This window comes from Burkholderia sp. SIMBA_051 (genome assembly GCF_046534915.1).
Classification (GTDB): domain Bacteria; phylum Pseudomonadota; class Gammaproteobacteria; order Burkholderiales; family Burkholderiaceae; genus Burkholderia; species Burkholderia ambifaria.
The window spans coordinates 147,941-173,697 of sequence record NZ_JAWRXS010000001.1 but is presented as its reverse complement, the minus strand read 5'-3'; the positions used below and the strand labels follow the sequence as shown (position 1 = coordinate 173,697).

The 25,757-nt window shown below is 66.8% G+C and carries 22 protein-coding genes; 7 read left to right on the top strand and 15 right to left on the bottom strand.

The annotated features are described in order from the left end of the window. Positions 1-212: 212 nt before the first annotated feature. On the top strand, positions 213-1,364 hold the full coding sequence (locus tag SB771_RS00755) for an acyltransferase family protein (protein WP_175659429.1): 1,152 nt from the start codon (positions 213-215) through the stop codon (positions 1,362-1,364). Between the two features lie 28 nt (positions 1,365-1,392). Here the strand turns inward: SB771_RS00755 and SB771_RS00750 are convergent, their stop codons facing one another. From SB771_RS00750 to SB771_RS00740, 3 genes are all read right to left on the bottom strand, one after another. Continuing rightward, positions 1,393-2,211 carry a multidrug ABC transporter ATPase gene (locus SB771_RS00750; RefSeq protein WP_175659760.1) on the bottom strand — a complete coding sequence of 273 codons (819 nt, stop codon included), beginning with the start codon at positions 2,209-2,211 and terminating at the stop codon, positions 1,393-1,395. Between the two features lie 34 nt (positions 2,212-2,245). Beyond that, positions 2,246-2,629, bottom strand: a complete 384-nt coding sequence (locus SB771_RS00745) for a hypothetical protein (RefSeq protein ID WP_041491437.1) — start codon at positions 2,627-2,629, stop codon at positions 2,246-2,248. Positions 2,630-3,330: 701 nt separating this feature from the next. Next, entirely contained in the window at positions 3,331-4,239 is a 909-nt protein-coding gene (locus tag SB771_RS00740; RefSeq protein ID WP_082089641.1) for a LysR family transcriptional regulator, read from the bottom strand. A gap of 126 nt (positions 4,240-4,365) precedes the next feature. Between SB771_RS00740 and SB771_RS00735 the strand changes: the two genes are divergently transcribed. Both SB771_RS00735 and SB771_RS00730 read left to right on the top strand, forming a co-directional pair. Continuing rightward, a complete protein-coding gene (locus tag SB771_RS00735) occupies positions 4,366-5,118 on the top strand; it encodes an SDR family oxidoreductase (RefSeq protein ID WP_011658554.1) in 753 nt (250 codons plus the stop codon). Between the two features lie 256 nt (positions 5,119-5,374). Next, positions 5,375-6,097 (top strand): glutathione S-transferase family protein, encoded by a 723-nt coding sequence (locus tag SB771_RS00730; protein ID WP_175659428.1) that lies wholly within the window; start codon positions 5,375-5,377, stop codon positions 6,095-6,097. 247 nt (positions 6,098-6,344) lie between these two features. Here SB771_RS00730 and SB771_RS00725 read toward each other — a convergent pair whose 3' ends face one another. Genes SB771_RS00725 through SB771_RS00695 form a run of 7 tightly spaced genes read right to left on the bottom strand, consistent with a single transcriptional unit; the run spans position 6,345 to position 13,557 of the window. Next, positions 6,345-7,409: a 2-aminoethylphosphonate aminotransferase gene (locus tag SB771_RS00725; RefSeq protein ID WP_175659427.1), complete on the bottom strand. Its 1,065-nt coding sequence runs from the start codon at positions 7,407-7,409 to the stop codon at positions 6,345-6,347. After that, positions 7,409-8,590 carry a phosphonopyruvate decarboxylase gene (gene aepY, locus SB771_RS00720; RefSeq protein ID WP_175659426.1) on the bottom strand — a complete coding sequence of 394 codons (1,182 nt, stop codon included), beginning with the start codon at positions 8,588-8,590 and terminating at the stop codon, positions 7,409-7,411. The genes SB771_RS00725 and aepY overlap by 1 nt, the downstream gene beginning before the upstream one ends. Next, a complete protein-coding gene (aepX, locus tag SB771_RS00715; protein ID WP_126225216.1) occupies positions 8,587-10,272 on the bottom strand; it encodes a phosphoenolpyruvate mutase in 1,686 nt (561 codons plus the stop codon). Before aepX ends, aepY begins: the two co-directional genes overlap by 4 nt. Continuing rightward, the gene (locus SB771_RS00710; RefSeq protein WP_011658559.1) at positions 10,269-11,036 is read right to left on the bottom strand and encodes an NTP transferase domain-containing protein; all 768 of its coding nucleotides are present in this window, start codon (positions 11,034-11,036) and stop codon (positions 10,269-10,271) included. The genes aepX and SB771_RS00710 overlap by 4 nt, the downstream gene beginning before the upstream one ends. A 36-nt stretch (positions 11,037-11,072) precedes the next feature. Beyond that, entirely contained in the window at positions 11,073-12,074 is a 1,002-nt protein-coding gene (locus SB771_RS00705) for an HpnL family protein (protein WP_105830122.1), read from the bottom strand. After that, positions 12,071-12,880 (bottom strand): 2OG-Fe(II) oxygenase, encoded by an 810-nt coding sequence (locus tag SB771_RS00700; protein ID WP_011658561.1) that lies wholly within the window; start codon positions 12,878-12,880, stop codon positions 12,071-12,073. The genes SB771_RS00705 and SB771_RS00700 overlap by 4 nt, the downstream gene beginning before the upstream one ends. Further along, positions 12,877-13,557, bottom strand: coding sequence for a CDP-alcohol phosphatidyltransferase family protein (locus SB771_RS00695; RefSeq protein WP_011658562.1), 681 nt, complete (start codon positions 13,555-13,557; stop codon positions 12,877-12,879). Before SB771_RS00695 ends, SB771_RS00700 begins: the two co-directional genes overlap by 4 nt. Positions 13,558-14,193: 636 nt before the next feature. Here SB771_RS00695 and SB771_RS00690 point away from each other — a divergent pair. Both SB771_RS00690 and SB771_RS00685 read left to right on the top strand, forming a co-directional pair. Beyond that, entirely contained in the window at positions 14,194-15,708 is a 1,515-nt protein-coding gene (locus tag SB771_RS00690) for an acetyl-CoA hydrolase/transferase family protein (RefSeq protein ID WP_011658563.1), read from the top strand. A 210-nt stretch (positions 15,709-15,918) separates the two neighbouring features. After that, on the top strand, positions 15,919-16,344 hold the full coding sequence (locus SB771_RS00685; RefSeq protein ID WP_165752913.1) for a helix-turn-helix domain-containing protein: 426 nt from the start codon (positions 15,919-15,921) through the stop codon (positions 16,342-16,344). A gap of 78 nt (positions 16,345-16,422) precedes the next feature. Here the strand turns inward: SB771_RS00685 and SB771_RS00680 are convergent, their stop codons facing one another. Together SB771_RS00680 and SB771_RS00675 are read right to left on the bottom strand one after the other, a co-directional pair. Then, positions 16,423-17,301 carry a helix-hairpin-helix domain-containing protein gene (locus tag SB771_RS00680; RefSeq protein ID WP_105830119.1) on the bottom strand — a complete coding sequence of 293 codons (879 nt, stop codon included), beginning with the start codon at positions 17,299-17,301 and terminating at the stop codon, positions 16,423-16,425. Between the two features lie 188 nt (positions 17,302-17,489). Then, a complete protein-coding gene (locus tag SB771_RS00675) occupies positions 17,490-19,040 on the bottom strand; it encodes a sigma-70 family RNA polymerase sigma factor (RefSeq protein ID WP_175705237.1) in 1,551 nt (516 codons plus the stop codon). 307 nt (positions 19,041-19,347) lie between these two features. Between SB771_RS00675 and SB771_RS00670 the strand changes: the two genes are divergently transcribed. Next, positions 19,348-19,797, top strand: coding sequence for a hypothetical protein (locus SB771_RS00670; protein ID WP_175659424.1), 450 nt, complete (start codon positions 19,348-19,350; stop codon positions 19,795-19,797). 33 nt (positions 19,798-19,830) lie between these two features. Beyond that, positions 19,831-20,682 (top strand): SH3 domain-containing protein, encoded by an 852-nt coding sequence (locus SB771_RS00665; RefSeq protein ID WP_175659423.1) that lies wholly within the window; start codon positions 19,831-19,833, stop codon positions 20,680-20,682. A gap of 116 nt (positions 20,683-20,798) precedes the next feature. On the opposite strand, the gene ilvD is transcribed toward SB771_RS00665, so the two are convergent. The 3 genes from ilvD to SB771_RS00650 all read right to left on the bottom strand — a co-directional run bounded on the left by ilvD (position 20,799) and on the right by SB771_RS00650 (position 25,725). After that, positions 20,799-22,658 carry a dihydroxy-acid dehydratase gene (gene ilvD / locus SB771_RS00660; RefSeq protein WP_175659422.1) on the bottom strand — a complete coding sequence of 620 codons (1,860 nt, stop codon included), beginning with the start codon at positions 22,656-22,658 and terminating at the stop codon, positions 20,799-20,801. A gap of 459 nt (positions 22,659-23,117) precedes the next feature. Beyond that, a complete protein-coding gene (locus SB771_RS00655; protein ID WP_175659421.1) occupies positions 23,118-24,140 on the bottom strand; it encodes an Ldh family oxidoreductase in 1,023 nt (340 codons plus the stop codon). Continuing rightward, positions 24,133-25,725 (bottom strand): aldehyde dehydrogenase (NADP(+)), encoded by a 1,593-nt coding sequence (locus SB771_RS00650; protein ID WP_175659420.1) that lies wholly within the window; start codon positions 25,723-25,725, stop codon positions 24,133-24,135. Before SB771_RS00650 ends, SB771_RS00655 begins: the two co-directional genes overlap by 8 nt. Positions 25,726-25,757 lie beyond the last annotated feature (32 nt).

Below are 25,757 nucleotides of genomic sequence, written 5' to 3'. Positions count from 1 at the left end.
GTCTGCATCTGGCCGCCGCTGCCGCCGGACAATGCCGGTCATTATGCCCATTCATTCGGGCCGCTGCGCGGCGGCCCGCGCCCCTGAATTTTTGAAATAATTTCATTCCGATATTTTTCAGACAAAATCGCGGCGGCATGTCAGCGCTGGCTCGGAATCGGGAATTGCGCGCCGGCCTGCCATCCCTCCACCGTGCCAACGGAAGCCATCCGATGAACCATCGCGTCAAGCAGCTGACAGGGTTGCGCGCCGTCGCGGTCACGATGGTTGTCGTCGGCCACGCGGAGCACGTGCTGCCGGGCGGCTACACCGGCTGGCTCGCGCCGCTTCGGCTGATTGCCGACGGCCGGCTTGGCGTGCTGATCTTCTTCGTCCTGAGCGGGTTCCTGATCACCAACGTGCTGCGCGCGGAGTTCGCGCGCACCGGCGGAATTGCGCTGACGTCGTTCTACGTGCGCCGCGCGCTGCGGATCTGGCCGGCCTGCTACGTATATCTCGCGGTCGTCGGCATCCTCGCCGCGGCCGGCTGGCTCGACGTCGATCGCCGCCAGTGGCTGTATGCGGCACTGCATCTGTGGAACTACTCGGCGTGGTTCGGCCTGGCCGGCGACAACGCGCTGCATCCGGACGGCGCGTGGTATCTCGGTCACTTCTGGTCGCTCGCGCTCGAGGAACAGTTCTACTGGTTCTGGCCGCTGCTGTTCGTGTACGGCACCCGCCACCGCGGGACGCGCTGGCTGGCCGCGCTGATCCTGGCCGTGCCGCTGGTGCGCGCGCTCACGTATTTCGTCGCGCCGGCGCTGCGCGGGCAGCTCGCGATGATGTTGCATACGGGCGTCGATCCGATCCTGATCGGCTGCTATGCGGCGCTCAACCGCGAACGGCTCGAAGCGTGGATTGGCTCGTGGCGCGGCGAGACGCGCATCGTGACGGCGATCGTCTTCATCGTGCTGTTCGGGATGCCGCTTGCCGAACGTCGGCTCGGCGGCTTCTGGAATGCAACCTACGGCGTGACGATCGAGGCCGCGCTGATCGCGATCGTGATCGTCGTGCTGAATTTCCGCAGCGAGTTCTGGTGCGCGCGTTGGCTGCGGGCTGCGCCGGTCGTGTTCGTCGGCACGATTTCGTTCAGCCTGTATCTGTGGCAGCAACCGTTCGCGAATCCGGGTCTGCCGGTCGCGCATGCGTTCCCGCTCGGCATCGTGTGGGCGCTGCTGGCCGCGACGGCAAGCTACTTCCTCGTTGAAAAACCGTTCCTGCGGCTGAAGGATCGCTACACCGCGCGCGAGGCGCGACGCGTGCGCGACGACGCGCTGCGGATGCCGGCGCCGACCGATGCGATCGGGCCGAAGGTGGTGGAGTAGGCGGGCAAGGTGGCGGTCTGCCGCCGTCTTACTTGAAGCGCTTCCGCGCGGCGGGCGAATACCAGAAGTCGCGGAACATATCGATGCCGTACGATTGGCCGTCGTATTTGACGACCGTGCGCGCGGTTCGCTTGCCCGTCTCCGAATAGTCGCCGTCCTTGCGTTGCGTTTTCGTGACGTGTGCCGTGATCGACAAATCGGCGAAGCCATGGCTCGATGTTTTCTCGACGGCGATCGTCATGTTCGCATCTTCGCTGCGCGCGTCGCCGGTGCCTGGACCGCAGGCGTCGCCCTCGACACTGACCCAGCCGTACAGATTGGTGCCGAACACGGGACGAATGCGATTGCCTTCTCGAACCCACAGCGTCAGTTCTTCGCTCGCATTCGCATCGGGACAACTCGGCCCGCGCGCGCTGCTCAGGAACACGACACCGAATGCGCGTACGTCGGGCGACAGCCGATACGGCGCGGTGTCGATGCGATAGCTGTCCGGGCCGACTTCCGTCGTGGCATCTTCCTCGACGATCGAGCGCGCAGCCGCGACAATCTTGCCGCCCTCGACGAGCGCGATGACCTGGAGCTTGTTGTTGCCGCCCGGATTCTCGCTCTTCGGCAACGAATCGAACGCGACGGCTGCGATCGTTGTCTGTGGCGCGTTTGGCATCGCCTTGCACGCCGATGCGATGACGAGCCGGTCCGCGTCGCGCGTGGCGATGCGTGCACTCGCGATGCCGGCCCAGCGGGCGACGGCCGTGATGGCTGCGTCGTCGCAGGGCTGGTTGTCGGTGGCGTGAGCAGCGGGAGCGAGGACGAGTGCCAACAGCGGGACGAAGCGGGAGACTCTCATGGCGACAATGGGAAAGGTATTTCGCGTCTTTCGATCAGAGATCTCCGCGCACTTCACCGGTTCCCAGCGCGCTCCGCTGCCGATTGACTTCCGCCCAAAGCTCATCGCTGTCGTCATCGCGCAGCACGATCATGCAGTCCAGTTGATCGTCAGTCACGCCGAAGTATTCCAGGATTTCCCGGCGAACCGAATCGACGAACTGCGCGTATTCCGGGGTTGCCTGGGCCTGAGCGTGCAAGGCGTCGTATGCTGCATCGTCCGCATCGCCGCCGTGCTCGTCGATATAGCGCGAGATCCACTGGTCTCGTTCGTGGTCGTAATCTGCCTCGGCGCGCATCGCTTGCACAGCCGTGTAGAAATCCAATTGGGCAAACGCGGCGATCGCCGCCGTTGTCGCCTCGTCGAAGGTAGTCGTCATTCCATTTCTCATGTCTGTCATGGCACAACATCGCACGGGCTAGGCCCGGCTTGGTGTTGCGGATCCGGACGGCATAATACGCCGTTTTGCACTGGTGTTTGGCCCGAGCAAAAGCACCATGATCGGGAAGTTTACGCCTTCGAGTGCGCCAGTCATCGGGGCCGCCCGGGCAACGGAGCACTCATGTTGCCGCACTGCAAGCCCGGCGATAGCGATGAAAACGAGCGGGCGCGGCAGATCGCAGAACAAGTGCCGAGCGTCTCATCGCAAGCGTTACTCCGGCACTTAAGCGCCAATGCGGGGCGTCGGTCGTGAAGGGCTCGTAATGGCCGAACCGAACTCCGACGGATACCTCGCTGGTGGTCCGTTACTGGCTCAGAACGACCCTAAGCAGCCTTATGAGCGCGCGGGTCGTTGACGGCAGCCTTGACCGGTCATCCGGACGTTCAAAGACATGGAGGAGGCGCTTCAAAAGCAATTGTCGTTGGCGGCAGCACCGCGACTTGCCCGCACGCGCGCTTGCCCCGCTTGATCAGTGACGTTCAGCTTCGTGCGCGCGTAAGTGGCAATGCGGTAGGGACTCCAGCGAAAGCGCCCCCGACTGCTGACAGCCGAGCGTCAGGCGCAGCAGCACCGGCTCCGCCGACGGTGTTCATTTCTTCAGTTTTACAGGAGGTTCCTGGGCGGCTAGCAATCAATCCCTACAGCTTGAGCGAAGGAATATTTTTGTTGAAAGCTGAAATCTTTGAAAATACGTCGGCAATGAATTCAATAAACACGATCGCCCGTGTTGGAAGAAGCCTGTTTGCAACGTAGACGATCTGAACAGGGACGGCCGGATCAGCAAGTCCCGACAGTATTAACTGCAAGCGACCGCTTTCTAACCCTTCCTCAAACAGCCACGCCGGCCCATGCCCAACCCCTAAACCTGCGTTGACCGCCGCGCGAACGGCGTCGGGTGAGTTAACCCTCAGCCTGCCAGAAACGGGAATATCTGTGTCACGAAAGCGCCATGTTGCACCGGACGATAGCAAGGTATAGATCACGCAGTCGTGGTCGCGCAGGTCATCAGGTGTATGCGGCACTCCGCGCTTAGCGAGGTACTCCTTACTGGCCACGACCACCCGCTCGAACATTCCTATGCGCCGAGCGCGTAGCGCACTGTCCTCCAGATGTCCGATGCGAATTGCGAGTTCGATTCCCTCATCAACAAGGTTGACGTAGCGATCGCTGATCTGGATATCCAGCGTCAGTCTGGGATAGCGCTCCAAAAATGCAGGCACGTGTGGTAACACGAATGCATGTGCAAGCGAGGTGGGACAGGCCACGCGCAAGAGTCCCGATGGATCAACATTGTTCCTGAACGACGATTCAGATTCCTCTACAGCATCAAGAATTCGCCGAATGTCTGCGTAGTAGCGTTCGCCCTCCGGCGTCAACGCGAGCTTGCGTGTGGATCGGTGCAGCAGCCGAGTTTGGAGATGATCTTCCAGCGCCGCCACGTAGCGACTAACGTTGGGTTGTCCCAAGCCCAAATCTCGCCCAGCAGCAGAAAAACTTCCCATCTCTACGGCCCGTGCGAAGCATGTCATCAAGAGAAATCGGTCCAAGCTGCCTCCTTATTCATGCAATGAAAGCATGAAATATATGCAAATCGGACATCTTATCGCCAACAGAGCATGGATGCACACTTCTCCTTGTCGACCACTGTTGGTTGCCACTTACTGGAGAACTCAATGTCGCGCTTGCAAGGGAAACGTACTCTCATCACTGGGGGCACCAGTGGCATCGGTCTGGAAACCGCCAAGCAGTTTCTGAATGAAGGCGCCCGCGTCGTCGTTACTGGCGTCAATCCTGATTCGATCGCGAAAGCTAAAGCCGAACTTGGATCCGAGGTCTTGGTTTTACGCGCCGACTCGGCCAGCGTCGCCGCGCAAAGGGAACTGGCACAAGCCGTCAAGGACCACTACGGCCAACTTGACATCGCCTTCCTCAATGCCGGCGTATCCGTCTGGTTGCCGTTCGAGGAGTGGACCGAAGAGATGTTCGATCGGTCGTTCGATGTCAACGTCAAGGGGCCATACTTCCTGTTCCAGGCATTGCTTCCAGTGTTCGCGAGCCCTGCGTCCGTAGTGCTCAACACGTCCGTCAGTGCGCACGTCGGTGCGGAGCGCTCTTCCGTTTATGCCGCCACCAAGGCAGCGTTTCTGAACATGTCCAAGACGCTTTCGACCGAACTGCTTGGACGCGGGATTCGCGTCAACGCAGTCAGTCCCGGCCCGATCGACACTCCGCTGTACGACAAGCTCGGCATCCCCGACGCGTACCGCGAGCAAGCCAACAAGGACATTGCCGCCACCATCCCGCTCGGCCGCTTCGGTACACCGGAGGAGGTGGCCAAGGCTGTGCTGTATCTAGCCTCCGACGAGTCCAGTTGGACGGTCGGATCGGAAATCGTCGTGGATGGCGGCCGCATGCTCAACCGCTGATCGCGCAACGCTGGAGTCCGGTGAAAGCGTCTTGAAGTCGGCAGGAGTCCAGGGCGTCGCGTTCGCCACAGGTCGTCGGATCATTTGCTTCAAGGACATAACCGACTCATCAAGCCATTGAAATCTTCTCCGGACAACCGGCGCTGAATGTGCCTTCGGCCCCAAGCTTTGAGATCTCCGGCGAAACCACGGAAACAGGGGGCACGGAAAAACATCTCTGCGCCCCCTTCCTCTGGACAGGCCATTCGAGCCTCACATGACAATGCCCACGCTTACCCTGATTAGCCACCCGCTGTGCCCGTTCGTTCAACGGGCGGCCATCGTGCTGCTAGAGAAGCAAGTTCCTTTTCAGCGTATCAACGTTGATCTTAGTGACAAGCCCGCTTGGTTCTTGGAAATATCGCCGACGGGCAAGGTACCCGTGCTTCAAGTTCAAGAAGCTGGCGGTTCCAATGAAGTACTGTTTGAAAGTATGGCGATTTGTGAATACCTGCAGGAAACCCATTCTGGTCCGAGCCTGTATCCAGATGATCCACTGGAACGAGCCAAACACCGCGCATGGATCGAGTTTGGCTCGGCGACGCTGGCAGAGGCGTGGGGATATTTGAACGCCAAGGACCATGTCACTGCCAACGTGAAAGCCACTTCGCTCAAGGACAAACTGGCCCAACTCGAAAAAGTTCTGGGCCTTGGTCCATACTTCGACGGAGAGACCTTTGGCATGGTGGATGCGGTCTTTGCCCCCGTCTTTCGCTACTTCGATGTTTTGCAAACAGATAGTGGCCCGTCGCCTTTCCCCGATTTTCCTAAGGTAGATGCCTGGCGTGAAAGGCTCAGGGTAAGAGCCAGCGTTATAGCTGCTGTTTCCGCCGATTATCCGGCGCTTTTTCGAGCGCACTTGCGGCGTCAGAAGGCCTTGCTGATGGAAGAAATTTACGGTGCGTCCCAACCGTATCCGGCCACATCCCACAAGCTCTAGCGCATACGGCCGCCACACCTCGGTCGTGAGCTTGGCATAAAATTTTGTTGTACCAGGCGATCGTACTGATGGCGGCGGGCAGCATTGAAGAGCAGGTCCGGCCACTCCAGCGCCCAGTTTTTCCGGGCGCCGAACGTCGCCTTCTGGCCAAATGCCGCTAGTCCTCCCGCGTTCCCCGTGATCCACGCGAACAACAAAAAAGGCCCTTGCGGGCCTTTCGCGGACGAACGTACGAGCAGCGCAACGCTTACCGCGTCAACTCCGTAAACCCATCCAGCAACCGATCGACGTCAGCCGCCTGAATCGCCCCCATCGTCGAAATGCGGAACAGTTCCTTCGACAACCCGCCTTGCCCCGCATAAATCACGAAGCCACGCGCCTTCAACCCGTCATGCAGCGTCTCGTACGTGACGCCTTGCGGCAGCCGATACGCACGCAGCACGACCGACGATGCGCCTTCGGGCAACACGAGCGACATCCCACGCGCCGCAAGTCCAGCCTGCGCCTGATCAGCGAGCGCCTTGTAGTGAGCATGCCGCGCACGCCAGCCACCGGCCTCATCAAACTCGCGCAACGCCTCTACGAGCGCATAGTAAGCATGCACGGAAGGCGTAAACGGCGTATTCCGCTGATCCTGCAGCTTCGCAAGCCGACCGAGATCGAGGTAATAAGTACGGCTCGCGGCCTTCGCAAGCGCGCTGCGGCGCACGATCACGAACGCGGCACCCGGCACGCCGTGCAGGCACTTGTTCGCGGTAGCGGCAACGGCATCGATCACGCCGCCGGCAAAATCGATCGCCTCAGCCCCAAAGCTGCTCACACCGTCGACAAGCATCTTCACACCACGCGCACGGCATACGTCGGCGATCTTACCGAGATCATTCAACCGGCCCGTCGTCGTTTCGTGATGAATCACCGCAACGTGCGAATACCCACCCGCATCGAGCTTCGCACCAATCTGCGCGGGATCAGGCGCCTGCATCCACTCATGCTTCAGCACATCATGCGCGATCCCGTACTGCGTCGCGATCTGCGTGATGCGCTCGCCGTACACGCCGTTCTCGATCACGAGCAGCTTGCCGTCCTGCGGCACGAGCGCCGCGATCATGCTTTCGACGGCGGCGGTGCCCGAGCCCGTCATCAGCACGGCGGCCCATTCGGCCGGATCGAGTTCGTACGCGGCGACGAGGCGCGCACGCGCTTCATCCTGCAGATCGAAAAACTCGCTTTCGCGATGGCACAGGTCGGGTTGCAGCAGGCTGCGGCGCACGCGTTCGGTGAGCGTGACCGGGCCGGGGTTCAGCAGCAGCATCAATGAGCTCCTTCGGCGTGGGCTTCGGCCTGTGCGGCGCCGATATGCCGCATCAGGCGGGTCTTGACCTCGACCGGCGTGACGGTCGGGCGGGGCAGGCCGTCGGGCACGCCCGTGCGGATCGCAACGCGCACGAACTGCGTACCGTCGGCCTGCGCGGCGAGCGTCGCATCGAGCACGTCGAGCGTGTCGCCTTCGACGGCCGACGCATAGCCGCACGCGGCCGCGACGCCCGCGAACGACACATGCCGCGACACAGTCGCCTGGCCGCCGGTCGACTCGTGCGCGCCGTTGTCGAGCAGCACGTGCGTGAGGTTGGACGGACCGTAGGTGCCGAGCGTCGCGAACACGCCCATGCGCATCAGCGCGGCGCCGTCGCCGTCGACGGCCACCACGCGCAGGTCGGGGCGCGCGAGCGCGAGACCCAGCGCGAGCGGCGTCACGCAACCCATCGAGCCGACCATGTACAGCTGGTTCGGACGGTCGTCGATCGCATAGAGTTCGCGGCCGCAGAAGCCGGTCGACGCGAGCACGACGGTCGAATCGACCGGCGTGTGCGCGATCACGCGTTGCAGCGCGTCGTGGCGGGTCGGCCACGCGGCGGGCGATTCAGCACGTGCGGCCGACTGTGCGGCGACATGCGCGCGCGGCGTCGCCGCCGGGTTCGCCTTCAGTTCATACGGCGCGACGCTGCCTTTCTGCATCACGAGCGCGTACGGGCGGCCGGTTGCGTCCATGTGCGCGATCGCGCGGTCGAGCGCCGGGCCGACCTGTTCGGGATCGGTCGGGAACGTCTCCCACGGGATCTCCATGGTATCGAGCATGGCCGGCGTGATCGGCCCCATCAGCGCGTGCTGCGGCTCGTCGGATACGCCCGGCTGGCCGCGCCACGTGACGATCAGCAACTGCGGCAGCCGGAACGTCCAGGTCAGCGACGTGAGCGGGCTCACCGCGTTGCCGAGCCCGGAGTTCTGCATCATCGCGATTCCGCGCTTGCCGCCGAGCGTGGCTCCGGCGATCAGCGCGACCGCGTCGCCTTCGTTCGCGGCCGACAGGTAGTGCAGCGTCGGGTCCTGCAGCACGTAATTGATGAACGGCGTCAGGTACGAGCAGGGCACGCCCGCGTACCAGTCGAAACCGCGCTCGCGCGCGGCCTCGACGAACTGGGCCGCTTCGATCATTGCGCGCCCCCGTTGCCGGCGCCCGGCTCGGACAGCGGCGTCTGGCCGTGCGCGAAGTCGCCCGCGCGGCGGAAGTCTTCGAGATCGTTGACGCCGCGCCAGTGGCCGTGCACGTACTGCACCTCGATCTTCTCGCCGGCGGCGATCAGTTCGTTGAGCAGGGACGGGATATCGAGCGTGTCGAAATCAGGACGTGCCTGCAGCGTCGCGAGCATCGCCTTCAGGCGGTCGACGCCTGCGCCGCGCACGTTCAGCAGGCCGATCCAGCGGCCGTGCGGCGTGCCTGCGGCGACGTCGCTCGATACGCGTTGCAGGTAGGTTTTCTGACCGAACAGGCCGCGGTCGTCGGCGGCCGAGCAGAGCGCGAAATCGCGCACGCTCTGGTTGGTCTCCGTGAGCGACGAATCGACGACGACGCTGAACTCGGCCTCGCTCTCCGCGAGGTCGCGCACGATGTAGCTGCGGAACAGCAGGTCGCCGTAAGAGATCACGGTGTCGCCGGTCAGGCGTTCGGCCGCGCACGCGAGCGATGCGAGCTCGCCCGTCTGCGCGTGACGCTCGTTGACGACGAGCTTGATGCCCGACGTGTCGATCGCGTCGGCGCGATAGCCGCCGACCACGGTGATGTCGTTCACGCCGTGCGTCTTGAAGCCGTCGACGAGCCAGCGCAGCAGCGGCTTGCCGGCGACCGGCAGCATGACCTTGGGCTTATCCTCGGTGACGGCCTCGAGCCCCTTGCCGCGGCTCGCGGCGAGCACGATCGCGGCGTTCGACGCGCGCGACGACGACGACAGGTAGATGCGCTCGGCTGCCGAGTATTCGTCGGCGTCCTGCAGGCGGAAGATCTCGTTGACGGACGCGACGCGGTCCTCGACGTTGATCAGCGTCTCGTTTTCATGGATCTCGCGCGCGACGGCCTGCATGGCCGATGCCGATGCGCGGATCAGGTGGTTCGCCCAGATCACGGTGCTGATGCCGGCCTGGCGGAACACGTCGGTCGGCGTGCTGTAGTACTTGGTCGGCACGATCACGAGCGGCGCCTTGCCGCTCCATTCGCGTGCGAACTGGAGAATTTCGTCCGGGCGCGACAGCTTGCTGTGGATCAGGATCGCGTCCGCACCGGCTTCCGCATATGCGTTCGCGCGGCGCAGCGCCTCGTCCATCCCCCAGCCCGCGATCAGCGCTTCGACGCGCGCGACGATCGAGAAGTCGGCGTCGCTCTGCGAATCCTTGCCGGCCTTGATCTTGCCGCAGAACTCGTCGATTTCCGCGAGCGGCTGGCGCTCGCCGCCGATGAAGCTGTTGGTCTTCGGGAATTGCTTGTCTTCGATGCACACGCCGGCGATGCCGCGCTGCTCGAGCTTCTTCACGAGGCGGCGCACGTTGTTGAAGTTGCCGTAGCCGGTGTCGCCGTCGAGCAGGATCGGCAGGTCGCTTGCGTCGGCCATGAACTCGAGCACGTCGACGACCTGCGTCCAGCTCGCTTCGTTGTTGTCGCGCACGCCGAACTGCGCGGAGATCGCGAGGCCCGATGCCCAGATCCCCTTGAAGCCGGCTTCGCGGACGATCCGCGCGGACAGGCCGTTGTGCGCTTCCATCAGGAATTCGAGTTCGTTGCTGACGAGCATGCGGCGCAGGCGTGCGCTGCGCGATTCGGAAAAGTTGGGTTCGCGAGCGTTCATCGTGCGGCTCCTGCCGTGGTGCGTTGAATCAGGGGAAGAATGTCTTGTGTCGCGCGTGCGACGTCGTTCGGGAAGTCGATCTCGATCCACGGCGAACCCGTGACGTCGGCGACGTCGAACGAATGGCCGCCTTCGAGCAGCAGGTCACGCACGGCTTCCTCGTGCGGCATGTTCGCGCGGCCGCTGTCGACGTAGCCGGCGACGATCTTCGCGAGGCGGCGCGCGGTGCCTTCGGTGAAGCGGAAGAAGCCGACCGATTCGCCGATCGTGTCGTAGTCGAGGTCGACGGCGAGCTGCTTGCGCAACTCGACGGGCACGCCGTTCTTCAGGCACAGCTTGACGGGCTCGTCGCCGGCTTCGAAGTCGCGATCGATCAGCAGGCGGTCGACCGCCTTGTCCGAGTCGGCCACCAGTGCGTGCAGGATGTTCTCGTCGTAGAGCACGTCGGCGTCCATCAGCAGCACGTCGCCGCCGCGCGTCATCGCATCGGCGACGGTGTGCACGGTCAGCACGCTGCCGAGGTCGTAGCGCTCGTTGATCACGATCTCGGCGGTGCGGCCGAGGCGCTTCAATTCCTGCTCGACCTTCTCGGACTGGAAGCCGAGCCCGAGCACGATTTCATCGACGCCGGCGGCATCGAGCACGCGCAGATGGCGCTCGAGCAGCGACACGTCGTCGAAGCGCAGCAGGCACTTCGGGTATTGCGCCTCGGGTGGTTGTTGCAGGCGCAAGCCGAGGCCTGCCGCAAGAATGATGGCTCGCATGGGTTCTCCAACCAAAAAGCCGGCGGATCTGAACGATCAGTCGGCGAGAGGCTGCGGCGCATGGCGCCGCTGCCAGTTTCTTTCACTGAAATGCAGATAGAGCAGGCCGGGCAGGCCGAGCGCGAGTTCGCGCGCGCGCTTCGCGAGCGACAGCGCGAGCGCCGCGTCGGGCGGCAGGCCGACCAGCGGGGCGAGCAGCAGGTAACCGCCTTCCTGTGCCCCGAGCGAGCCCGGGATCGCGAACGCCGCACCGCGAATCGCCTGGCCGACGCTCTCGAGCAGCAGCGCGTCGAGCCAGCTGACCGGGTGCCCGAGGAAGTGCAGCGCGAGCCACACTTCCGCGGTGCCGGCGATCCAGCCGGCGAGGCTCAATGCGAAGGTCTTCGCGACCTTCGCGCGATCGCGGTACAGCGCGGCGACCGCGTTGTCGATCGCATCCGCGCGGGTCGCCAGCGACGACCAGTCGCGCGGGCCGAGCAGCTTCGACGCGAGACGCATTCCGCGGCCGAACAGCCCGCGCCGCTGCGCCGCGTAGAACGCGACGGCGAGGGCGCCGAGCACGCCGGTGGCGATCAGCGCGGGCGTGCGCAGGTGAGCGACCGAATCGTGGGTCGCATACAGGCTGAACGCGGCGATGCCGATCAGCGCGAACGCCATCTGCGCGAGCGCCTGCATCGTCGTGCCGACGGTCATCGCGGCGGCCGCATCGGCCATCCGCGTGCCGCGCTGCGCGAGGTAGCGCACCATCAGCACCGGGCCGCCGATCTGCCCGGCGGGCAGCAGGCTGTTCACGGATTCGCCGACCCAGCGCGCACGCAGCGCATTGCCGAGCTCGGCGGCCGGTTGACCGCGGCGAAACATCACGGACACCGCGAACGCGTCGATCACGAGCGGCACGACGTGGAACGCCGCGACGAGCGCGAGGCCCCAGCCGGCCGCGAGGAGCGTCGACGCGACCGCGCCGACGCCCTGCCACGCGAGCAGGGCGATGAAGAGTGCCGTTCCGAGGGACAGCAGGATCAGGCCGGCGCGTGTCATGACCCGCTCGACCGTCGCGTGGCCAGTTGCTTGAACACCTGGCGGAAACCGAAATACGCGATCGCGTCCTTCATGTTCGAGATGAAGCGCTTCCACGGCCGCATGCCGGGGTTGGTCACGTATTCGAAAGTCAGCGATACGCGCGTCTCGTTCTGGCCGAGCGGCGTGATCCGGTGGCGCAGCTTGTCGCCGTCGAACAGCACGATGCCGCCGTCGGCGATCTGCACGGAGCCCGGTTCGTCGGGCACGTCCGGATTGCGCGTATGCAGTTCGTAGTCGAGCCGGCACGACGATTCGTCGATCACGCCGATCAGCAGCGTATAGCGGCGGCCGTCGTAGTACGACGTGTCGTAGTGCCAGCCGATGTGGTCGCCCGGCTTCGTGTAGTAGTACAGCGCGTACGCGTGCGGATCGTTCTCCGGCGACACCATCAGCTTGTCGCCCGTGATCTTCTCGAGGAAGCCGATCAGCGCCTTCGAGCGGTACAGCTCCGCGATGTACGGTGCCTTTTCGTCGATCGTGTGCCGGCTCACGCTGCCGCCCTGCTTGTGGCCGGGCAGGTAATTGCGGTTCAGGCCGGGCTGCAGCGCGCGGGCGGCGGCCGCGAGTTTCGCGTGCGCGTCGGGCGGCAGGAACGCGTCCAGATACAGGAACGACCCCTGGCGCGTGTAGTCGCTGCGCAGGCGGTCGAGGTCGAGTTGGCCGACACAGCCGGCCACGGTGCGATCGGGATCGGCCGCCGCCGCGCGCGCAGGCGCGGGGCGTGCCGGGCTCAGCACGGAGTCGTCGCGCGTGCTAGAAGTCATTTGGAAGCCTGGATTTCGGTTGAATTCTGCGGGGTGTTGCCGCGGCGCACGATGCGCCACCAGTCGATCACGACCCATGCGGCGAACAGCGGGGCGCCGATCGACGCCGCGAGCAGGAACGGCTGGACGCTGTCGGTGAGCGTCACGAGCGGCAGCAGGTAGAGCACGTCTTCCGTCTCGAAGCCGCCGGCGAACGCCTGCTTGGTGCCGGCCTTGCCGGCGACCGACTCGATCCGCATGCGCAGGAAGAAGATCAGCGCGACGGCACCGCCGGCCAGCGCACCGAGCAGCACCGGCGACGCGGCCATCTGGCCGCCCTGGGCGACGATGCCGACGCCCATGCTGACGAACAGCGCGACCGTCACGAGCGCGTCGGCCGCGAGGTCGTAAAAGTGACCGATCTTGCTGGACTTGCCGCTGATGCGCGCGAGTTCGCCGTCGGTGTGGTCGACGAAGTTCGACAGCACGATCAGGAATGCGCCTGCGTTGCTCCAGCCGAAGCCGCCTTGCGCCAGGCACCAGGCGCCGGCGAGGCCGATCAGCAGACGAAGGGTAGTGAGGTGATTCGGGGTGACCGGCGTGTCGATCAGCGGCCGGACGAGCGCGCGCGCGAGCCGCGCATCCCAAGTGCGTGGCAGCGGCGGTTCCGGGTGTTTGGCGGTTTTTCTTTGGTCCATCGGCGAAATATATACGGAATTGTAACTTGTTGCTTTTTCTTCGATCAATGTCCTGACATGCGGGAGTGTTAACGCGATTCCGCGCATCGGTCGGTTACGCGTCGGAGGCGCGAAACGGCGTTCGCGCACCCGGGCCATATGTCATCCAGTGTGGTTCGCATGGCGCGACTGTCAAGGGCCCGCGGGCCTTGCCCACCGGGCTCCGCGGCGAGGCGCGCGCGTCGCCGGGTTGATGTGCATCAGGCCCGAAAAAGCGGCGCCGGGCGACAATTGGCCGCGTTGATCTTCGATCGGCCGCGGCATATTGATTCCCTGCGTTCAGGCAGTCAATCCGAAACGTCACAGTGTGACGTGCGGTCATTCGTCATCCGCGGGCGGCAAATCGGCGATTCGCTTTCGCGCACCTTTCGGGTGCATTGGGCAGATTGCTCCGCCTGTCACAGAACGGCCGTTCGATACCCGGCGCATTCAGTAAGTATCTTTTGCATTCAGCGGACATTTCGCGGCGATGGCCTCTGCGATACTCCGACCGTGCCTGTGGTGCCGGCCGCCCCTCGCGGCCCCAAGGGCTTCGCGTCGCTCAGGAGACACCCCCCGCGACGTCAACGACAGACCAAAAGCGTCAGATATACAGCCATGTCTTCATCACGCATCCTCGCTCCCGCCCTGCGTTCGCTCGTCCGCACCGCCGACGAAGCCGCCGCGCTGATCCGTCCCGGCATGACCGTCGCGATGAGCGGCTTCACCGGCTCGGGTTATCCGAAGGCCGTGCCGGCCGCGCTCGCCGCCCACATCGAGGCCGCCCACGCGCGCGGCGAGGACTTCCGGATCAACGTGCTGACGGGCGCGTCGACCGCGCCGGAGCTCGACGGCGCGCTCGCCCGCACCAACGGCATCTCGATGCGCCTGCCGTACCAGTCCGACCCGACGCTGCGCGACAAGATCAACAGCGGCGAAGTCGACTATCAGGACGTCCACCTGAGCCACGTCGCGCAATACGCGTGGTTCGGGCTGTACGGCGACCTCGACGTCGCGATCGTCGAAGTCGCGGGCATCCGCGAGGACGGGCTGCTGATTCCGTCCGCATCGATCGGCAACAACAAGACGTGGCTCGAGCAGGCGAAGCACGTGATCCTCGAAGTCAACTCGCGCCAGCCGCTCGGCCTCGACGGGATGCACGACGTCTATTACGGCACCGCGCTGCCGCCGCACCGCAAGCCGATTCCGCTGACCAAAAGCGACGACCGGATCGGCGAGCCGTACCTGCGCTGCCCGGCCGACAAGATCGTCGCGATCGTCGAGACCGACGCGCCGGACCGCAGCAACGCGTTCTCCGCGCCGGACGCCACGTCCAAGCAGATCGCGCTGCAACTGATCGATTTCCTGCGCCACGAAGTGAAGCGCGGCCGTCTGCCGGAAAACCTGCTGCCGCTGCAGTCGGGTGTCGGCAACATCACGAACGCGGTGCTCGCGGAACTGAGCTCGGCCGGCTTCTCGAACCTGACCGCGTACACCGAGGTGATCCAGGACGGCATGCTCGACCTGCTCGACGACGGCACGCTGAGTTTCGCGTCGGCCACCGCGCTGTCGCTGAGCCCGGCCGCCGTGCAGCGCTTCGCCGACGAGATCGCGACGTTCCGCGAAAAAATCCTGCTGCGCCCGCAGGAGATCAGCAACCATCCGGAACTCGTGCGCCGGCTCGGCTGCATCGCGATGAACGGGATGATCGAAGCCGACATCTACGGCAACGTGAACTCGACGCACGTGATGGGCACGAAGATCCAGAACGGCATCGGCGGCTCGGGCGACTTCGCGCGCAACGGCTACCTGTCGTGCTTCATGTCGGCCAGCACCGCGAAGGGCGGCGCGATCTCGCGGATCGTGCCGATGGCAAGCCACGTCGACCATACGGAGCACGACGTCGCGGTGGTCGTCACCGAGCAGGGGCTCGCCGACCTGCGCGGCCTGTCGCCGAAGCAGCGTGCGCGCAAGATCATCGCGACCTGTGCGCATCCCGATTACCGTCCGATGCTCGAGGACTACTTCGAGCGCGCGTCGCGCGAGAGCTTCGGCAAGCACACGCCGCACCTGCTCGCCGAGGCGCTGTCGTGGCACGAACGCTATGTGCGTACCGGGACGATGAAGGCCTGAGACGGCCCGACGGGGCGCCGGCGCGCACCGCGCGCAGCCGTCGCCTCGTCAGTCCATCGCCGCGTGCGCGACGTCGACGCTCGCCGTTTTCCGCGGCGGGCGGGAGCGCGCCGGGAAAGGAGTCGGTTTCGGCGGGTTCATGGCGGTCCAGTCTTGTGTCGAAGGAGTCGAGCGGCTATCTTGCAACTTCAAGTTAACTTGAGGTCAAGCATGAGCCGTCTGGATATCGCCGATGTCGCGCGTCGCTCGGGATTGCCCGCGTCGACGCTGCGTTACTACGAGGAAAAGGGATTGATCGTGCCGAACGGCCGTCACGGGCTGCGGCGCCAGTACGACGAGTCGGTGCTGGAGCGCCTTGCGCTGATCGCGCTTGGCCGGGAAGCCGGTTTCGCGCTCGACGACATCCTCGCGATGTTCGGTGCGGACGGCCGCCCTGCGATCGATCGCGCGAAGCTCGACGACAAGGCCGACGAGCTCGACCGTACGATCCGCCGTCTCGGTGCGGTGCGCGATGCGCTGCGGCATGCGGCCGTGTGCCCGGCGCCGAGTCATCTCGAGTGTCCGTCGTTCCGCAAGCTGCTGCGCGTCGCCGCGCACCGTCATCCGGCGCGTCGCACGAAGACGGAAGTCGCGTAGGCGGTTCGGCTTGCCGGAGTGGGGCGCGCGAGCGTGCGACGGGGCAGGCAAGCTGCGGCGGCTAATGCCCCGCGCGCGTCATCCCGCGTAATAGACGCGGCATTCCATCTCGCGTCCGCGCACGATGCGCTTGCCGACGAGCGAACCGAACGTTTCGGTGACGACTGTGCGCTGGTGCTCGCATTGCAACGCATCGTAGAAGTAGAGCGCGACCCAGTCCGCGGTGCGGCCGGCCTCGTGCGGGCGGGCGGGATAGGGGCATAGCGCGGTGAAATGCCAGCCGCCTTTCGTCATGTGCATCACGGGCGGCGACACGCTGACGTCCGCGTTCACGCGACGCGTTACCAGCATCGGCAGGATGCCGGCGGCGGCCTTGTTGCGGTACAGGCGGTCGATGTAAAGCAGCAGTTCGACAGGCGGCTCGGTGCCGAGGTCGGCGTCCTGCGCGTGGCCTTGCCAGCGCCGGCGCCGGCTCAGCACGTCGTCGAGCGCCGCGCGGATGCCGGCCGCGCGACGCGGGCCGACACCCGAAATCGCGTCGAGCTGGCCGCTGCGGGCCGCGCGTTCGAGCTCCTCGAGCGTATCGATGTGCAACTGGTCGTGAATCCGCAGCGCGAGCGCATGCCCGATGCCGGGCACGGCTTCGAACGCGGACACGCGCTCCGCATCGCCGCGCAGCCGATCGAGCAGGCGCCATCGCCCGGTCACCAGCCATTCGGCGATCGCCTGTGCGACGCCCGTGCCGACCTCCGGCAGCGCGCCGAGCGCATCGACACCGCCCGCGTTGAAGCGGGTGCGGATGCCGTCGTCGAGCGACTCGATCGTATCGGCCGACGCGCGGTAGGCGGCAACCCGGTAAGGATTCGCTCCCTGGTCGGCAAGCAACTGCGCGGCTTCGCGCAGGCAAGCCGCGATCTGCCGGTTTTCCTCGTGCGTCTGGCTGATGGTCGTCTGCATGGTGCGGGACCTGGGGAAGCGCAAACGGAATGAACGGCGCGCGCAACGCGCGGGCCGCCGTTCATTTCAGCACATTGTCACGGGAAGCGACGAACAAAAATTGATGCGTGTCAATAGCAAACGTTGCACAGGCGGGAACCGCGCCGCGCGCGCGTTCGTGCCGGGATAGGGCACGAACGCGCGACCGGTTACGCGTCGAGGAACGACTCCGCGCCCTCGGCCTCTGCGGCCGTGCGCAGCGTGGCGAGCGCGCGCTTCTCGATCTGCCGCACGCGTTCGCGCGACATGCCCGCGTCCTGCGCGATCGCGTCGTAGGTGTCCGGCTCGGCGCCGCCGAGGCCGAACCGCCGACGCAGCACGTCGGCTTCGGCTGGCGTGACCGAGCGCAGCAGCGACGTCACGCATTCGCGCATGCGCGTGTCCGCCAGGCGCTCGAACGGGCTCGCCGACGCCTGGTCCTCGATCAGGTCGACGAGGCCCGTCTCCGCATCGGGCAGCGGCGTGTCGAGCGACAGCGGCTCGGCAGGCAGCGCGAGCACCGCGCGCAGCTTGCCCTCGGGGAGCCCGGATTCTGCGGCCAGTTCGGCCGGCGTCGCGCGGCGGCCCGTGCGTTGGCGGAACCGCAGCGCATGCCGCTGCACGCGCTGGTACTGGTCGCCGACGTGCACGGGCACGCGGATCGTGCGCGAACGGTCGGCCACCGCGCGCGCGACCGCCTGCCGGATCCACCAGGTCGCATAGGTCGAGAACTTGAAGCCGCGCCGGTATTCGAACTTCTCGATCGCCCGCATCAGGCCGAGGCAGCCGTCCTGCACGAGGTCGGGCAGGTCGACGCCGCGGTTCATGTACTTGCGCGCGATCGACAGCACGAGCCGCAGGTTCGCCTCCAGCATCGCGCGGGTACCGTCGCGCACCTTTTGCTGACCGTCGCTCAGCGCGGCGCCGAGCGCACGGCGCGCGACCGCGTCGAAGTGCGCGGCGTCGCTGTCGGCGGCGGCGTTGGCCGGTGCGGCGGCGAGCGCGCGCACGACGCGAGTCGCATCGTCGACGGCCGGCGCAACCCACGCGAGCGAACCGAGCAGGGCGGCGAGGCGGTTGCGCGCGTCGCGGTATTCGGCCGAGCGGCAGCCTTGCGCGTGCAATGCGCCGCGCAGGGCCGTGATGGCGTCCTGCAGCGTGTCGTAGCGCGCGGGTGCCGGCGTGTCGCCTTCGCCGTCGCCGCTGTCATCGGCTTCGTCTCCGGCCGCCCCGCTTCCACCCGTTGCACCATGGCGCGCGAGCAGCGCATCGACCGCCGCCGGATAGCCGGCGAGCGCATGCAGGATCTGATGGCGGCCCGTTTCGATCTCGCGGGCGAGCACGATTTCATCCTCGCGCTTGAGCAGCGGCACCGCGTGAATGCGTCGCATGTAGAGCGCGAGCGGATCGGTCGACGCGCTCGTGCCGCGGGCGAGATCGCCGAGCAGCGCGCGGCCCTCGTCGAGCGCATCGCGATCGACGTCGACCGGTGCCGCGCCCGCAAACGGCGCCGGCGCGGCCGGCTCGTCGAGCACGGCGATGCCGATGTCCGCGAGCGCGGCGCGCACGACGTCCAGCGCGTCGGGGCTGTCGCTTTCCGGCGGCAGCGCGTCGACGAGGTCGGCGTGCGTCAGATAACCCTGTTCGCCGGCGAGCGCCAGCAGCTGGATGATCGGATCGAGGGGCGTGTCCGCCCGAAGCGTGGGGCGTGGCGTAGTCATGTCGATGGCGGCGTGAGCCGCGTTCCTGTTGGGCGGGCCGAAGTCCGCTGGTTTCAGGCCGCCGGGGGCCGCGAACACCCGTCCGCGCCGGCCAGCCTGACTGAATATCCAAGTGAGGGCATTTGCGCCAACTTCAACGCCGGCGCGCCAGACGCGCGAGCACGCAGCGTACCCGCGCGGTGCGACCCCTTCAATTGTGATGGCGAAACAAAAAGTAACCGATCAAACCCGCAGAAATATGCAGGGGACGTAAGCTAGAGTCAGGCGCGCGCCACGCGGCGACGCACGAATTCCTGCGGAGCTTCAAATGAACCCGATTCACGCCGCGAGGCCAGCCGTCATCGTGCTGGCGATCCTCGCGCTGAGTGGCTGCTATTACACGAGCCCTTACGGATATGCACCGTATTACGCACCCGTGCCCGCCGTGGTGTCGCAGCGCGAGATCCCGGTGACGCCGGCCAATACGGGCCCGGCCGCGTCGTCCACACCCGCCGTGCCGGCCGTGCCGCCGCCAGCGGACGATTATGCCTACGCGTACCCGCCGGCGCCCGTTTATGCCGCGCCGGCCTATGTGCCTTATCCGGCCTACTACCCCGCGTACTACCCGGGCTGGTACGGGCCGCCCGTCACGATCGGCTTCGGCTTCCGCGGGTATTGGGGCGGCGGCTACCGGGGCTGGCACCGTCCGTGGGGTGGCGGCCACTGGGGTGGCGGACATTGGGGCGGGGGACACTGGGGCGGCGGCCATCGACACTGACCGACGCGCGGCGGCACCGCGCGGGAGAGCAACATGAGCAACACCATCATTAGAAGTCTGTGCGTCGTCCTGTTCGGCATCGCGGCCGTGCCGGGGGTCGCCGACGCGCAAAGCAGCGCCTACACGAACTCGGGGGCCGAACTCTTTGCGGGGCCGGCGCCCGATTATCCGGTCGTCGCGCAACTTCCGCCCGGCACCGCGGTGGACGTGTTCGGCTGCCTGAGCGACTACTCGTGGTGCGACGTCGCGCTGCCGGGCGTGCGCGGCTGGATCGACGCGCAGCAGCTCGACTACCCGTACCAGGGCAATTACGTGCCGCTGCTCGAATACGGGGCGATCATCGGCGTGCCGGTGACCGGGTTCGCGATCGGCACGTACTGGGACCGTTATTACCGCCACCGGCCGTGGTTTCACGATCGCGATCGCTGGGAGCATCGTGCCGAGCCTCGCGTTGGCCCCGGCGGGATGCCGCCCGCCTACTACGGCCGTCCGCAGCCGGGCTGGCCGGCCCAGCGCGAGCCGCGCGGCGCGCCGCCCGTGCAGCATGATGCGCGGCCGTCGGCCACGCGCGGCGGCTGGAATGGTCCGAACCGCGCGCCGGCGCCGCAGGTTGCGCCCGCGCCCGCACGCGCGCCCGCGCCGATGCCTGCACCCGCACCGATGCCCGCGCCCGCACCGATGCCCGGCGCGGCCGGTGTCCGTCAGCCGGCGCCGCCGCCCGCCCAACCCGCGCAGCCCGCACCGAGCGGTGGCGCGGTCCAGATGATGCCGCCGGCACATCAGGGCGGCGGCGGTTACGGCGGTCGGCCGCAAGGCGGCGGGGACGGGGGCGGAAACCACGGCGGTGGTGGAGGCCGGGGCCGCAGCGACGAGTTCCGTCGTTGATCGACTGAAGGCTCAGATGTCGCAGCCGCCAGCCGGCGCCGGATGAAAAAAAGCCGCTCCGGAGAGCGGCTTCTGGGTCCGGCGGGCGGGCCGTTCGTGCGGCCCGCTGCCCGGCATCAGTCTTCCAGCAGCGACAGGTCGCGCACGGCACCCTTGTCGGCCGACATCACCAGCTTCGCATAGGCCTTCAGCGCCGCGGACACTTTGCGCGGACGCGGTTGCGCCGGCTTCCAGCCCTTCGCGTTCTGCTCTTCGCGGCGACGCGCGAGTTCCTCGTCCGACACCAGCACGTCGATCGTGCGGTTCGGGATGTCGATACGGATCTTGTCGCCGTCGCGCACGAGGCCGATCGCGCCGCCCGCTGCCGCTTCCGGCGAGCAGTGACCGATCGACAGGCCCGACGTGCCGCCCGAGAAGCGGCCGTCCGTCAGCAGCGCGCATGCCTTGCCGAGACCCTTCGACTTGATGTAGCTCGTCGGGTACAGCATTTCCTGCATGCCGGGGCCGCCCTTCGGGCCTTCGTAGCGCACGATCACCACGTCGCCGGCCTTGACCTTGTCGTTCAGGATGTTCTCGACCGCTTCGTCCTGCGATTCGGTGACGTGGGCCGAACCCTCGAACACGAGGATGCTTTCGTCGACGCCGGCCGTCTTCACCACGCAGCCGTCGAGCGCGATGTTGCCGGTCAGCACGGCCAGGCCGCCTTCCTTCGAGAACGCATGCTCGTACGAGCGGATGCAGCCTTCCGCGCGGTCGAGGTCGAGGCTCGGCCAGCGCGTATTCTGGCTGAACGCGACCTGCGTCGGGATCCCGGCCGGGCCGGCCTGGTAGAACGTGCGCACTGCCGGGTCGTCGGTGCGGACGATATCCCACTGGTCGAGCGCATCCTTCAGCGTCGGCGCGTGCACGGTGGGCACGTCGGTGTGCAGCTTGCCGGCGCGATCGAGCTCGCCGAGGATCGCCATGATGCCGCCCGCGCGGTGCACGTCCTCGATGTGGTACTTGTTCGTGTTCGGCGCGACCTTGCACAGCTGCGGCACGCTGCGCGACAGGCGATCGATGTCCTTCATCGTGAAGTCGATGCCGGCTTCCTGCGCGATCGCCAGCAGGTGCAGGATCGTGTTGGTCGAACCGCCCATCGCGATGTCGAGCGTCATCGCGTTCTCGAACGCCTTGAAGCCGACCGAGCGCGGCAGCGCGCGCATGTCGTCCTGCTCGTAGTGCTGGCGGGTCAGCTCGACAATACGGCGGCCGGCGCGCTTGAACAGTTGCTCGCGATCGGCGTGCGTCGCGACGACCGTGCCGTTGCCGGGCAGCGACAGGCCGAGCGCTTCGGTCAGGCAGTTCATCGAGTTCGCCGTGAACATGCCCGAGCACGAACCGCAGGTCGGGCAGGCCGAGCGTTCGACTTCGGCGACGTCGGCATCCGAATACGCCGGGTCGGCCGCGATCACCATCGCGTCGACGAGGTCGAGCTTCTTCAGTTCGACGGTCTTGGTGACCGGGTTCGCGAGACGCGTCTTGCCGGCTTCCATCGGGCCGCCCGACACGAAGATCACCGGAATGTTGAGGCGCATCGCGGCCATCAGCATCCCCGGCGTGATCTTGTCGCAGTTCGAGATGCACACCATTGCGTCCGCGCAGTGCGCGTTCACCATGTATTCGACGGAGTCGGCGATGATGTCGCGGCTCGGCAGCGAATAGAGCATGCCGTCGTGGCCCATCGCGATGCCGTCGTCGACCGCGATCGTGTTGAATTCCTTCGCGACGCCGCCGGCGGCCTCGATCTCGCGCGCGACGAGCTGGCCGAGATCCTTCAGGTGCACGTGCCCGGGCACGAACTGCGTGAACGAGTTGACGACCGCGATGATCGGCTTCGAGAAATCGTCGTCTTTCATGCCGGTGGCGCGCCACAGCGAGCGCGCGCCTGCCATGTTGCGGCCGGCGGTGGAGGTTTTGGAACGGTATGTGGGCATTGTGATGGCTGAAGAAATATCGCGGAAAAGGGTGGAGGCACGGGATTGAAGGCCTCTCGCGCGCCCGTGCGAACAACCTCTTGAGCTGCGCCCTGGGCAAACTGGGCGATTATCCCACAGGCGCCGGGCGGGCGGCGCGGGCGGGAGTGGGCGAAGGGCGCGGGCGGGGAGCCGGGCAGGCGCGCACCAGGGGCGCAGGGCCTTGCCGGTGCAACCGTCGGCGGAACCGGGCGACGAATCGGATGGCGGAACTGGGCGGCAAATCGGGCGACGAATCGGGTGGCGGAACCGGGCGGCAAATCGGGCGACGAATCGGGTGGCAGAACCCGGCGGCAGAATCAGGCGGCGAACCGGGTGGCGGAACAGGCGGCGGAACAGGCGGCGGAACAGGCGGCGGCTTCATCGCCTTCTACCGGCGATGAAGCCGCGCCGCGAGCCGCGCCGCGCAACGTGATCGCGTCAATCGAGCAGCGTCAGGATTTCGTCGTACAGCGCCTTCGGAATCCGCACGCCATGCGCGATGCTGCGCGCGCGGGCGTCGAAGCGCCGCTGCGACGGCAGCCGCGCGCCTTGCCCGGAGATCGACGCGAACATCCGCTCGCCGCGCGCGAGGCCCGCGTCGAGTTCGTCGCCGAGGAACACTTTCGGGTCGAACGCGATCACGAGCTCTCCATGGCACGGCGTCGCGCCGACGCCTTCGTCGAAGTCCATCGACTCCCGGCTCGTCATGTCGCCGATCAGTGCGCCGCCGAGCAGCTCGACCATGGCCGCCAGCGCCGAGCCCTTGTGGCCGCCGAAGGTGCGCATCGCGCCCTGCAGTGCGGCCTTCGGATCGGTGGTCGGCTGGCCGTCGGCATCGATCGCCCAGTGCGGCGGGATCGCCTTGCCCTGTTTCGCGTGCAGTTCGATGTCGCCGCGCGCGATCGCGCTGGTCGCGAAGTCGAACACGAATGGCACGCCGCCCGGGCGCGGCCACGCGAACGCGATCGGGTTCGTGCCGAACACCGGTTCGCGGCCGCCCTCCGGCGCGACCCAGCTGTGGCTCGGGTTCATCGCGATGCCGACCAGCCCCTCGGCGGCGATCGCCTCGACCTCGGGCCACAGCGCCGAGAAGTGGTAGCAATGGTTGATCGCCATCGCCGCGATCCCGTGCTGCTTCGCCATCTCGACGAGCACCGGCAGGCCGGTTTCGAAGCTGAGCAGCGAGAAGCCGCGATGCGCGTCGACCGCGACGATCGACGACGACAGCCGGCGCAGCGTCGGCACGGCCTGCGGATCGACCTTGCCCTTCTTCAGCGAGCGCACGCAGACGAGCAGCCGGTACACGCCGTGCGAGTGGCATTCGTCGCGCTGGCCCTGCGTGATCACGTTCGCGATCGCCTGCGCGTGCGCGGCGGACATCCCGTTGTGCGTCAGCACGCGCAGCGCGAGTGCGTGCACCTCATCGAGCGACAGGACGACTTCGGCGAGCGGCTCAGACATCGCGCGCTTCCCGCGGCGCGGGCACGCCGTCGATGCGTTGCGGCACGTTCAGCGGGTTGCCGGTGCGGATGGCGTCGGGCAGCAGCGCGTCCGGCACGTCCTGGTACGACACGGGGCGCAGGAAACGCTCGATCGCGCGTGCACCGACCGACGTGGTGCGCGTGTCGGACGTGGCCGGGAACGGGCCGCCGTGCACCATCGCGTGACCGACCTCGACACCCGTGCCGAAGCCGTTGACGAGAATGCGGCCGGCCTTGCGCTCCAGCGTCGGGCGCAGCGCGGCAAACAGCGCGGCGTCGCCGTCGGCGAGATGCGCGGCGATCGTCAGTTGGCCTTCGAGCGACTTCAGCACACGATGCAGCGTGTCGGCATCCGGGCAGCGCACGATCAGCGACGCGGGGCCGAACACTTCGTCACGCAGTTCCGGGTGCGCGATGAACGCGGCCGCCGACGTCGCGAACAGCGCAGCACGTGCCTGGTAGCGGCCGCCTTCCAAACCTTGCGCCAGCAGCTCGACCGCGTCGTGCGCGCGCAGGGCGGCCACGCCTTGCGCGTAGCTCGCGTGGATGTGCGGCGTGAGCATTGTCTGCGCGGCGCTCGCTTGCACGGCGGCGGCCGCTGCGGCCTCGAACGCGCGCAGTGCGGGGCCGTCGACCGCGAGAACGAGCCCCGGGTTCGTGCAGAACTGGCCGGCGCCGAGCGCGAGCGACGCGGCGAACTGCGGCGCGATCGTGTCGTGGCGCGCGTCGAGCGCGGCCGGGAACAGCAGCACCGGATTGATCGAGCTCATTTCCGCATAGACCGGAATCGGCTCGTGGCGCGCGGCCGCGATGTTCATCAGCGCGACGCCGCCGCGGCGCGAGCCGGTGAAGCCGACGGCCTTGATGCGCGGATCGGCGACGAGCGCCTGGCCGATCTCGCGCGACGCGTCGAACAGCAGCGAGAACACGCCGGCCGGCAGCCCGCATTCGCGCACTGCCTGCTGGATCGCGCGGCCGACGAGCTCGGACGTGCCCGGATGCGCGGAGTGCGCCTTGACGATCACGGGGCAGCCGGCCGCGAGTGCCGACGCGGTATCGCCGCCCGCGACCGAGAACGCGAGCGGGAAGTTCGACGCGCCGAACACGGCGACCGGCCCGATCGCGACGTTGCGCAGGCGCAGGTCGACCCGCGGCAGCGGCTTGCGCTCCGGCCGGGCCGGGTCGATGCGCGCGTCGACGTAACCGCCGTCGCGCACGAGCGACGCGAACAGCGCGAGCTGGCCGACCGTGCGGCCGCGTTCGCCTTCGATGCGTGCGCGCGGCAGGCCCGTTTCGGTGACGCAGCGCTCGATCAGGTCGTCGCCGAGCGCCATGATGTTGCGGCCGATCGCGTCGAGAAACGCGGCGCGTTGCTCGGGAGGCGTTTCGCGGTACGTGTCGAACGCGTCGTCGGCGAGCGCGCAGGCCGTCTCCAGGTCGTGCAGGCTCGCGCCGCCGAACGCGGGGTCGAGCGGTTCGCCGGTCGCGGCGGCGATCGCGTGGAGGGTGCCGTTCTGTCCGGCGATGGCCGACTGGCCGATCAGGAGCTGACCTGTGAGTTGCATGGTTTTTCCTCGGAAAATGCGGGGCCGGGCGT

Excerpts from the sequence above, each read along its gene's own strand:
- SB771_RS00755 (WP_175659429.1), top strand. The coding sequence starts at position 213 with ATGAACCATCGCGTCAAGCAGCTGACAGGGTTGCGCGCCGTCGCGGTC.
- SB771_RS00750 (WP_175659760.1), bottom strand. The coding sequence starts at position 2,211 with ATGAGAGTCTCCCGCTTCGTCCCGCTGTTGGCACTCGTCCTCGCTCCC.
- SB771_RS00745 (WP_041491437.1), bottom strand. The coding sequence starts at position 2,629 with ATGACGACTACCTTCGACGAGGCGACAACGGCGGCGATCGCCGCGTTT.
- SB771_RS00735 (WP_011658554.1), top strand. The coding sequence starts at position 4,366 with ATGTCGCGCTTGCAAGGGAAACGTACTCTCATCACTGGGGGCACCAGT.
- SB771_RS00730 (WP_175659428.1), top strand. The coding sequence starts at position 5,375 with ATGACAATGCCCACGCTTACCCTGATTAGCCACCCGCTGTGCCCGTTC.
- SB771_RS00725 (WP_175659427.1), bottom strand. The coding sequence starts at position 7,409 with ATGCTGCTGCTGAACCCCGGCCCGGTCACGCTCACCGAACGCGTGCGC.
- aepY (WP_175659426.1), bottom strand. The coding sequence starts at position 8,590 with ATGATCGAAGCGGCCCAGTTCGTCGAGGCCGCGCGCGAGCGCGGTTTC.
- aepX (WP_126225216.1), bottom strand. The coding sequence starts at position 10,272 with ATGAACGCTCGCGAACCCAACTTTTCCGAATCGCGCAGCGCACGCCTG.
- SB771_RS00710 (WP_011658559.1), bottom strand. The coding sequence starts at position 11,036 with ATGCGAGCCATCATTCTTGCGGCAGGCCTCGGCTTGCGCCTGCAACAA.
- SB771_RS00705 (WP_105830122.1), bottom strand. The coding sequence starts at position 12,074 with ATGACACGCGCCGGCCTGATCCTGCTGTCCCTCGGAACGGCACTCTTC.
- SB771_RS00700 (WP_011658561.1), bottom strand. The coding sequence starts at position 12,880 with ATGACTTCTAGCACGCGCGACGACTCCGTGCTGAGCCCGGCACGCCCC.
- SB771_RS00695 (WP_011658562.1), bottom strand. The coding sequence starts at position 13,557 with ATGGACCAAAGAAAAACCGCCAAACACCCGGAACCGCCGCTGCCACGC.
- SB771_RS00690 (WP_011658563.1), top strand. The coding sequence starts at position 14,194 with ATGTCTTCATCACGCATCCTCGCTCCCGCCCTGCGTTCGCTCGTCCGC.
- SB771_RS00685 (WP_165752913.1), top strand. The coding sequence starts at position 15,919 with ATGAGCCGTCTGGATATCGCCGATGTCGCGCGTCGCTCGGGATTGCCC.
- SB771_RS00680 (WP_105830119.1), bottom strand. The coding sequence starts at position 17,301 with ATGCAGACGACCATCAGCCAGACGCACGAGGAAAACCGGCAGATCGCG.
- SB771_RS00675 (WP_175705237.1), bottom strand. The coding sequence starts at position 19,040 with ATGACTACGCCACGCCCCACGCTTCGGGCGGACACGCCCCTCGATCCG.
- SB771_RS00670 (WP_175659424.1), top strand. The coding sequence starts at position 19,348 with ATGAACCCGATTCACGCCGCGAGGCCAGCCGTCATCGTGCTGGCGATC.
- SB771_RS00665 (WP_175659423.1), top strand. The coding sequence starts at position 19,831 with ATGAGCAACACCATCATTAGAAGTCTGTGCGTCGTCCTGTTCGGCATC.
- ilvD (WP_175659422.1), bottom strand. The coding sequence starts at position 22,658 with ATGCCCACATACCGTTCCAAAACCTCCACCGCCGGCCGCAACATGGCA.
- SB771_RS00655 (WP_175659421.1), bottom strand. The coding sequence starts at position 24,140 with ATGTCTGAGCCGCTCGCCGAAGTCGTCCTGTCGCTCGATGAGGTGCAC.
- SB771_RS00650 (WP_175659420.1), bottom strand. The coding sequence starts at position 25,725 with ATGCAACTCACAGGTCAGCTCCTGATCGGCCAGTCGGCCATCGCCGGA.